The following is an 8,643-nucleotide window of genomic DNA, read 5'->3' on the forward strand; positions in this document are numbered from 1 at the left end:
CTCGGACGACTCTCCCGGGGCCGGCCGGTCGGGCTGAGCGGGCGCCAGCGTCATCCGGCGACCCAGACGAGCACCGAGAGACCGAACGCCGAGAGCCCCAGCGTGGTCTCCATGACCGTCCAGGTCTTGAGCGTGGTGGCCTCGTCCATCTCGAAGAAGCGGCTCACCAGCCAGAAGCCCGAGTCGTTGACGTGGGACAGCACCGTCGCACCGGCCGCGATGGCGATGACGAGCGCGGCGATCTGGATGTCGCCGTACCCGCCGGCCGTGACCTGGGCAGCGATGAGGCCGGCCGTGGTGGTCAGCGCCACGGTGGCCGAGCCCTGTGCGACGCGCAGGATCGTGGCGATGACGAACGCCTGCAGCAGGATCGGCAGGCCGAGGTCGGAGAGCGACGAGGTCAGCGACTCCCCGATCCCGCTGGCCCGCAGCACGCCACCGAACATGCCGCCGGCCCCGGTGATCAGGATGATCGAGCAGATCGGCGCCAGGGACTGGTCCAGCAGCTTCGTGGTGTCCTCGAGCGTGCGTCCGTCCCGGGTGCCCAGCAGCCCGATGGCGGCCAGCAGCGTGATCAGCAGGGCGATCGGGGTGTTGCCCAGCAGCTGCAGCGAGGTGACCCAGGTGGCCTCGGCGTCGACCGTGCCCGTCGAGGCAAGCGTCGAGATCACCGTGTTGCCGGCGATGAGCACGAGCGGGAGCAGCAGCAGTCCGAGCACGAGCCCGAACGACGGCGCGGTGCCCTCCTGCGCCGTCCCCGGCGACGCCACGGAGCGCTCCTCGGTGACCGTGCCGGAGCTCCCGGACTCGACCGCACCGGCACCGCGCGAGGAGGTGTGCGAAGTGGATCCGTCGGCAGCCGCCGCGGGTCCGAAGAGGAGCTCGGGCACGTCGACGTGCACGCGGCGCCCGATGACGCGCGAGAACAGGTAGACCCCGACGTACCAGGCGCCGACGGCCACGGGCAGGTTGATCAGCAGGATGGTGCCGATGTCGCCGCCGAGGAAGTCGGCGGCCGCGACGGGACCCGGGTGGGGAGGCACGAGCGCGTGCATGGAGGCGAAGGCCCCTGCTGCCGGCAGCGCGTAGAGCAGGACCGAGCCACCGAAGCGGCGTGCGACGGTGATGATGATGGGAAGGAAGACGACCAGTCCGGCGTCGAAGAAGATCGGGAACCCGAAGAGCAGTGCGGCCACGCCGAGCGCGAGCGGAGCCCGCTTCTCGCCGAAGCGACCGATCAAGGTGTCGGCCAGCACCTGGGCGCCGCCGGTCACCTCGAGCAGACGACCCAGCATCACGCCGAAGCCGACGAGCAGGGCCACCGAGCCCAGCGTGCCCCCGAAGCCGGAGAGCAGTGCCGTGGGGACGTCCGCGGTCGGGATCCCGGCAGCGACGGCGGTCACGACACTGACCAGCACCAGCGCGATGAAGGCGTGCAGCCGGACGCGGATGATCAGGAACAGCAGCAGGGCGACGGCTGCCACGGCGATGAGCAGCAGCGTGGTGGTGCCGTGCACGGGGGTGATGGGGTCCACGAGTCCTCCAGGTCTCGACGATGACGCAGCGCCGACATGTGACGCGCGTCTCGCCAGGATGCACCAAAGGTATTACCTTTGCTAAATCCTCGGTCGCTCGACATCGCATCGCGTCCGGCCGTGCGGACTTTCCTTGGTGCTCACTACCCTTCCCCCATGGAGACCTTCCCCGCCATCGTCGCCGTGCTGCTCGCCACCCTGGCTGCCGTCGTGGTCTCGATGGGCGCCGCTGCAGTCCGCGCCCGTCAGCTCGACAAGGTCGCGGTGGTCGACGTCGCGTGGGGCCTCGGGTTCGTCCTGATCGCGCTCGTCGCCGCTCTGGTCGGATTCGCCGCCGACGACGCGGACGGGCGTCGCTGGGTCGTGCTGGTGCTGGTCGCCCTCTGGGGTGGACGCCTCGGCTGGCACGTGCGCTCGCGCGCGCTCGGCGAGCACGCCGGCCAGGAGGATCCCCGCTACGCCGAGATGCTGGGCGGGTCGCTCTCCGAGGTGGGCCTGGGGGCCGCCGTACGACGTGTCTTCGCCGTGCAGGGCGTGGTGCAGTGGTTCGTGGCGCTGCCCGTGGCCGTCGGCGCGGTGCTGGGGACGGCATACCTGCCGACCGTGGTCCTCGGGGTGCTCGTGTGGGCCGTCGGCTTCTCCTTCGAGACGATCGGCGACCGCCAGCTGGCGGCGTACAAGGCACGACCGAAGGACGAACGTCCGCCCGTGATGGACACCGGGCTGTGGGCCTGGACCCGCCACCCCAACTACTTCGGCGACGCCTGCATGTGGTGGGGCCTGTGGCTGACTGCGGGACTCGGGTCCGGCTGGGTGGTGGGCCTGGCCACGATCGCCTGCCCGGCCGCGATGACGTTCTTCATCCGCAACGTCACCGGCGCCAAGCTGCTCGAGAAGACGATGAGCCAGCGCCCCGGCTGGGACGAGTACGCCGCGCGGGTGCCGCTCTTCTTCCCGCACCCGCCGACGGTCGGTGGTTGAGGCCCGCGCGGGGTCTCGAGGCTCGTCGCTGGCGCTCCTCACACCTCGACCAGCGTCTGCTCAGACCTCCTCGGTCGGCTTCCTCCTGAGCCGTTCGCGTTCCTCGGCCGCCAACCGCTCGCGCTCACGACGGGCCTGCTCGTGCCGCTTGCGCTGCTGCTCCGCACGCTCACGCACGCCCTTGAGGAACTCCTCGTCGGCGGCCTGGTCGACGGCGGCGGCTCGGCCGGGGCGGTCGTACTCGGGATAGGCCGGCGCGCTGCGCTCGTGGGCGGCCGGCCGACGAGGCGCCGACTCCGGGCGACCGGCGACGAGCCAGGCGATCGACCCGACCAGCGGGAAGAGCAGCACCAGGATCAACCAGATCGGCTTCTGCAGGTTGCGGATGGACCCCGCCGGGGTCGTGATGACGCTGATGAGGCAGTAGACCCACAGGGCGAAGGTCACGAACCCGAGGAGGAGCTGGATCTTGATCACCGGAGAAGTGTGCGGCCCGACAGCGAGCGGCGTCCAGAGGATCCGAGGGTGAGAGCGGAGGCGAAGGGCCACCGACCCGAGTCGGCGCCTTCGTCCTCGGCCCGGATGCGCCTCCGGGCTCTGGAACTGCGGGTGGTCTGCTCTACCGCGTGATGCGAGAGCAGATCTCCCTCCCATAGGTGGCGACTCTCCCCAGTGCCGCCGCGGGAAACTCTACGCGCCGGCTGCCCCAGCAGGACAGGCCCGTCTGGGTGGAACCCCTCCTGCCCCGGAGTGACTAGTCCCGGCGCCGACAGGTAGTCAGTCCGGAGGATTCACCACCTGGTCATCCGGCCGCGGCACCGCGAGGTGAAGAGGTCTCCTACCCTGGGGCCGTGAGCAACCTGGGCGACGAGCTGATCCGGTTGGCCTCGGCCGACAACTTCCGAGACGTCGCCGGCGACGGCTACGTCTCGGGCGACGGGACGCCCCTGCGCCGCGGGGTCTTCTTCCGGTCCAACGAGCTCCAGCTCACCCACGAGGACGCGAGCACCATCACCGACCTCGGGATCACCGCCATCTACGACCTGCGCGAGGCGACCGAGGTCGAGGCCCACCCGGACGTCGAGGTGCCCGGCGCCTCCTGGCACCACGTCGAGGTCACCGGGATCCCGCACGGCGTCGGCGCGGAGCTGGCCGACCCGGCGGCGGCCGAGGAGGCGCTGCGCGACGTCTACCGCCGCTTCGTCACCGACCCCGCGTCGCGGGCGTCCTTCGCCGCGCTGCTGCGTGGTCTGGCTGTGTCGACGTCGGCCCAGCTCTTCCACTGCACGGCCGGCAAGGACCGCACCGGGTGGACCTCGGCGCTCCTGCTGCGGATGGCCGGGGTGGCCGAGGAAGTCGTCCTCGCCGACTACCTGCGCACCAACGACATCGGGCTGGCGACCCGCACGAAGTACCTCGCGCTGGTGCGCGAGCACCTCGGCGAGGACCGGGTGCCGGTCTTCGAGCGGATCATGGTGGCCGACGCCTCCTACCTCGCGGCGGCCGACGAGGCCGTGGAGTCGACGTACGGCGGGCTCCAGGCCTACCTGCGCGACGGGCTCGGCCTCGACGACGACGTCGTGGCGGGCCTGCGCACGCGGCTCCTCAGGGCGTAGGTCCCGGAGGCGTCGGCGGCGGCTGGGGGGCGGCTTCCCGGGCGGCCGGCCCCTCCTGCGGGGCGAGGTCCGGCGGCGTGGGATCGACACGCGGGGTCCGTGACTTCTGTGACTTCCGTGCCTTCTGGGGCCGCCGCTTGCGCAGCGGTACCTCCACGGTCGGCTCGGTGAGCACCCGCGTCTCGGGGCCCCTCGCGTGCGGCTCGAGGACGATCTCGTGGGTGCCGCCGTCACGGCCGTCGAAGCGCACCACGACCGTCTCGAAGCCCTTGTGGCGCTGCATCTGGGCATACATCGCGTAGGCGCGGCGATCCGCCTCGGTCAGGTCGACCTGGTCGGTGAACGGCGTGAGCAGGGCGCGTGGCCACAGCCGGCGGGCGAGCACGACGTTGACCTCGAGGCCGACGACCGCCATCACCGCAGCGATGTAGATGAGTCCGATCAGTCCGAGGACCAGACCGAACGTCTGGTTGAGGCTGCTCGTCCCGTCGAGGACGTTGGTCGCGTAGACCGTTCCGACGTACTGCAGCCCCTGCCACAGGATCGCGACCGTGAAGGCACCGGGGGCGCTGCGCATCCGCTGGGGGCTGGGGGCCCGGGCGAAGCGGAACAGTCCGGTCAGCACGAGCCCGACGATGATCACCGTGGCCACCTGGATGAGGACCCGGATCGTGCCGTTGAGCCGGTCGCCGAAGACCTCGGTGTTGGCGCCGATCGCGGAGAAGATCGAGATGCCCAGGACCGCGAGGCCGGCGAAGACCAGCAGGAAGAGACTCTTGACCCGCAGCAGGATCGGGTTGGGCCGGCTGTTGCGCGGCACCGCCCACGCCACGGCCAGGAGGTTCTGGATCTGGACGCCGAGCCCGAGGGCGCCGTACAGCGCGGCGACCGTCCCGACGATGACCGCGCCCGTCGAGCCCTGCAGTCCCTCGGGTCGGCCCAGCTGGTCACCGATGATCGGGAAGGTCGCCAGCGCGGAGTTGAGGACCTGCTCCTGCAGCTCGGGGTTGCCCTGCAGGAAGAAGCCGAAGATGGACGACGCGAGCAGCAGGAGCGGGAAGATCGCGATGAACGCGTAGTAGGTCAGCGCCGCGGCCAGGTAGTTGCCCTGGTCGTCGAAGAACTTGTAGATCACCGCCAGCGGGAAGCTGAACGGCGTGAACCGGCGCTGCGTGCGGTCGATGCCGCTCACCACGCCCATGGGCCGAACCTATCGTCTGCCGGTGCCCGACCGACTCAGGCTCGGTTCAGGGGAAGTGCAGGCGACCGGCCTCGTCGACCTCGAAGAGCTGCACGCCAGCCTGCTCGGGCGCGTCGGCCCCCAGTGCGACGGCGATCTTGTTGGTCGCGTTGCGCATCACGTCGAGCACGATCTCGACGACCTCGGCGGGCTCCAGGTGCGTGCGGACCGCCTCGACGTCGCGGGCGCGCAGGTTGGCCGGCGTCCAGATCAGGGCGTCGGTGAGCGCCAACGCTGCCTGGTGGGCGTCGGTGAGGGTGCTGTGACGGTAGTCGTCCAGCTGCTGGAACATCGTGGCGTCGGCCCCGTCGCGTACGGCGGCCAGGCTGCGCCTCGCCATGCAGATCCGGCACTGGTGCTGTCGGGCACCGCGCAGCCGCACCAGCTCCGTGGTGACCGGGTCGAGATGGTCGAGCAGTGCCACCTCGTGGATGAACTCGTCCATCAGCAACCGGGCGTGCTCGGAGCGGACCAGGGGCGTGTCGAACCACTCGTCGTGACCGAAGAGGCCGTCGAGGACCACCCGGACCCGCGGCACGAAGTCGGCCACGTAGACCGCCAGGGCGCCGTCGAAGGCGTCCTTGCCCATCGCCTCGAGCCAGGTGGCGCGCAGGTCGTCACCGATCTCGGATACGTCGGCCGCGAACTGCTCGGCGAAGGCCATCACGATCGCCTGCGGCACCTCGGCGGTACGCCGCGGTCCGGTCGGCGGCTTGCGCAGCGGGCTCAGGCCGAGCCCCTCGGCGGTGACCATCCGGATCGTGGCGAGCTGGATCTCGCTCAGCGCGGCCGGCCAGAGCGCCACGAGCCCGCCCAGCGCCGCGCCCGCCGTGGGCGCGTGCTCCTGGAGGGCGGCGGCGCCGCCGACGGACCACGGGGATGACATGGGCTCCAGCCTAGGGCGTGGACCCTGCCGGCGGTGTCAGTGCTGTCAGGGTCGTCAGTACGACTTGGGCAGGCCCAGTGAGTGCATCGAGACGAAGTTGAGGATCATCTCGCGGCTGACCGGCGCGATCCGGCCGACGCGGGTGGCGACGAGCAGGCCGGCCATGCCGTACTCCTGGCTCGCGCCGTTGCCGCCGTGGGTCTGCACTGCGCGGTCGACGACGTCGCAGGCGGCCTCCGCGGCGGCGTACTTGGCCATGTTGGCGGCCTCCCCGGCGGCCATCTCGTCGCCGGAGTCGAGGAGCGCCGCGGCCTTCTGATTCATCAGGCGCGCGAGCTCGATCTCGATGTGGCTCTGCGCGAGGGGGTGGGCGATCGCCTGGTGGGCACCGATCGGGACCTTGAAGACGACACGCTCCTTGGCGTACTGCGTGGCCTTCTCGAGGGCGAACCGGGCCAGGCCGAGCGAGAACGCGGCAGCCATGATCCGCTCGGGGTTGAGACCGGCGAAGAGCTGCACGAGACCGCCGTCCTCGTCGCCGACGAGCGCGTCGGCCGGCAGCCGGATGTCGTCCATGAACACCTGGAACTGGTTCTCCGGGGAGACGATCTCCATCGGGATCGGGTTGGCCTCGAAGCCCTCGGCGTCGGTCGGGACGACGAACAGGCACGGCTTGAGCTTGCCGGTCCTGGCGTCCTCGGTGCGCGCGACGACGAGCACGTTGTCCGACTCGTCGACACCCGAGATCCAGATCTTGCGGCCGCTGAGGATCCAGCCGTCGCCGTCGCGGCGTGCGGTCGTGGTGATGTTGTGGGTGTTGGTGCCGGCGTCGGGCTCGGTGATGGCGAAGCACATCGTGGAGGTGCCGTCGCACAGGCCCGGAAGCCACTTCTGCTTCTGCGCCTCGGTGCCGTAGCGGGTGATGATCGTGCCGCAGATCGCGGGGCTGACGACCATCAGCAGCATCGGGCAGCCCTGGGCCGACAGCTCCTCGCACACCGCGGCGATGTCGCCGATGCCGCCGCCCCCGCCGCCGTACTCCTCGGGGATGTTGATGCCGAGGTAGCCGTTCTTGCCGAGCTCGAGCCACAGGTCGGTGGTCTTGCCACCGGAGCGGGCCTTCTCGGTGAAGTACTCGCGGCCGTACTTGCTCGCCAGCTTGCTGACGGCCTTGCGGAGCTCGGTGCGCTCCTCGGTCTCGGTGAACTGCGTGGTGGTCACTGCTCTTCTCCCTCTACGACGGCAAGCACTTCTCCCGCGGCGACCTGCGCTCCGGGCTGGACGTTGATCTCGGTGACCGTGCCCGCGGCGGGTGCGGTCACGGTGTGCTGCATCTTCATCGCCTCCAGGACCAGGACGACGTCCCCGGCCTCGACTTGCTGGTCGGCCTCGACGGCGACCTTCACGACGGTGCCCGGCATCGGCGCCAGCAGGCTGCCGCTGGCGACGGCGTCGGCCGGGTCGACGAAGCGCGGCACCCGGATGAGTCGCACGTGACCGCCGGGGTGGTCGACGTCCACGGCCGGCGCGTTGACGGTGACGTCGTACGTCGTGCGGGTGCCGTCGGTCTCCAGGGTCACCGCCGTGGGCCCAGCGGCGACGACGGTGTGGCCCTCGACCCGGTAGCCGTCACGCCCGCCCCACCACTCGACCCGGATCGGGTCGTCGCCCTCGGCGCCCTCGAACTCGGCCACCTGGGCCTGGCTGACGACGTTGCGGAAGGCGACCGGGATGCGTTGCTGGACCGTCCGCGCGAGTCGGGTGTGCTCGGCGAGAGCGATCGCTGCGGCGACCGCCGCGCCCGACGGCACCCCGGACGCCTCACTGGACGCCTCACTGGACGCCTCACTGGACGGTGGTTGAGGTGCGAGCGAAGCGAGCCTCGAAACCCCGTCATCGCCGAGGAACGCCGTACTGACGTCGCCGGCCAGGAAGACCTCGTCGCGCAGGATCTCGACGAGCAGGTCACGGTTGGTGACGAGGCCGTGGATCCGCGCCCGGCCGAGCACGCCGGCCAGCTTGCGGGCGGCCGCCTCCCGGGTCGGGGCCCAGGCGACCACCTTGGCGAGCATCGCGTCGTAGTGCGTCGACACGACGCTGCCGGAGGTGAAGCCGGTGTCGACGCGGATGCCGTCGACCTCGGGGATCTCGAACGTCGTCAGCTCGCCGCTCTGCGGCTGGTAGTCGGCGGCCGGGTCCTCGGCGTAGAGGCGGACCTCGATCGCGTGGCCGTGGGGCGCACCAGGGGTGTCCGCGATCTGGTGGTTCCCGGCCTGATGGTTCTCGGCCGCGGCGACCTGCAGGGCGACGAGGTCGACGCCGTGCACCGCCTCGGTGACGGGGTGCTCGACCTGCAGGCGGGTGTTCATCTCGAGGAAGAAGAAC

General features: G+C 70.9%; 8 protein-coding genes. 2 read left to right on the forward strand and 6 right to left on the reverse strand.

Going from position 1 to position 8,643, the window contains the following annotated elements; translation table 11 throughout:
* Nucleotides 1-50: 50 nt before the first annotated feature.
* Nucleotides 51-1,535: a GntP family permease gene (locus tag Q1K33_RS20125; RefSeq protein WP_300406612.1), complete on the reverse strand. Its 1,485-nt coding sequence runs from the start codon at nucleotides 1,533-1,535 to the stop codon at nucleotides 51-53.
* 156 nt (nucleotides 1,536-1,691) lie between these two features.
* Between Q1K33_RS20125 and Q1K33_RS20130 the strand changes: the two genes are divergently transcribed.
* On the forward strand, nucleotides 1,692-2,516 hold the full coding sequence (locus tag Q1K33_RS20130) for a DUF1295 domain-containing protein (RefSeq protein WP_300406614.1): 825 nt from the start codon (nucleotides 1,692-1,694) through the stop codon (nucleotides 2,514-2,516).
* A 60-nt stretch (nucleotides 2,517-2,576) separates the two neighbouring features.
* Here the strand turns inward: Q1K33_RS20130 and Q1K33_RS20135 are convergent, their stop codons facing one another.
* Nucleotides 2,577-2,993, reverse strand: coding sequence for a PLDc N-terminal domain-containing protein (locus Q1K33_RS20135; RefSeq protein WP_300406615.1), 417 nt, complete (start codon nucleotides 2,991-2,993; stop codon nucleotides 2,577-2,579).
* Between the two features lie 374 nt (nucleotides 2,994-3,367).
* On the opposite strand from Q1K33_RS20135, the gene Q1K33_RS20140 reads away from it, so the two are divergent.
* On the forward strand, nucleotides 3,368-4,132 hold the full coding sequence (locus Q1K33_RS20140; protein WP_300406617.1) for a tyrosine-protein phosphatase: 765 nt from the start codon (nucleotides 3,368-3,370) through the stop codon (nucleotides 4,130-4,132).
* Here the strand turns inward: Q1K33_RS20140 and Q1K33_RS20145 are convergent.
* The 4 genes from Q1K33_RS20145 to Q1K33_RS20160 all read right to left on the reverse strand — a co-directional run.
* The gene (locus Q1K33_RS20145) at nucleotides 4,122-5,333 is read right to left on the reverse strand and encodes a YihY/virulence factor BrkB family protein (RefSeq protein ID WP_300406619.1); all 1,212 of its coding nucleotides are present in this window, start codon (nucleotides 5,331-5,333) and stop codon (nucleotides 4,122-4,124) included. The two genes, Q1K33_RS20140 and Q1K33_RS20145, sit on opposite strands and share 11 nt — an antisense overlap.
* 46 nt (nucleotides 5,334-5,379) lie before the next feature.
* Entirely contained in the window at nucleotides 5,380-6,258 is an 879-nt protein-coding gene (locus Q1K33_RS20150; RefSeq protein WP_300406621.1) for a hypothetical protein, read from the reverse strand.
* 54 nt (nucleotides 6,259-6,312) lie between these two features.
* Nucleotides 6,313-7,479, reverse strand: coding sequence for an acyl-CoA dehydrogenase family protein (locus Q1K33_RS20155; RefSeq protein ID WP_300406623.1), 1,167 nt, complete (start codon nucleotides 7,477-7,479; stop codon nucleotides 6,313-6,315).
* The coding region (locus Q1K33_RS20160; RefSeq protein WP_300406625.1) for a biotin/lipoyl-containing protein at nucleotides 7,476-8,643 on the reverse strand (1,168 nt) is incomplete at its 5' end. The genes Q1K33_RS20155 and Q1K33_RS20160, both read right to left, overlap by 4 nt.

This window comes from Nocardioides sp. (assembly GCF_029937575.1).
Taxonomy (GTDB): domain Bacteria; phylum Actinomycetota; class Actinomycetes; order Propionibacteriales; family Nocardioidaceae; genus Nocardioides.

Excerpts from the sequence above, each read along its gene's own strand:
- Q1K33_RS20150 (WP_300406621.1), bottom strand. The coding sequence starts at position 6,258 with ATGTCATCCCCGTGGTCCGTCGGCGGCGCCGCCGCCCTCCAGGAGCAC.
- Q1K33_RS20130 (WP_300406614.1), top strand. The coding sequence starts at position 1,692 with ATGGAGACCTTCCCCGCCATCGTCGCCGTGCTGCTCGCCACCCTGGCT.
- Q1K33_RS20145 (WP_300406619.1), bottom strand. The coding sequence starts at position 5,333 with ATGGGCGTGGTGAGCGGCATCGACCGCACGCAGCGCCGGTTCACGCCG.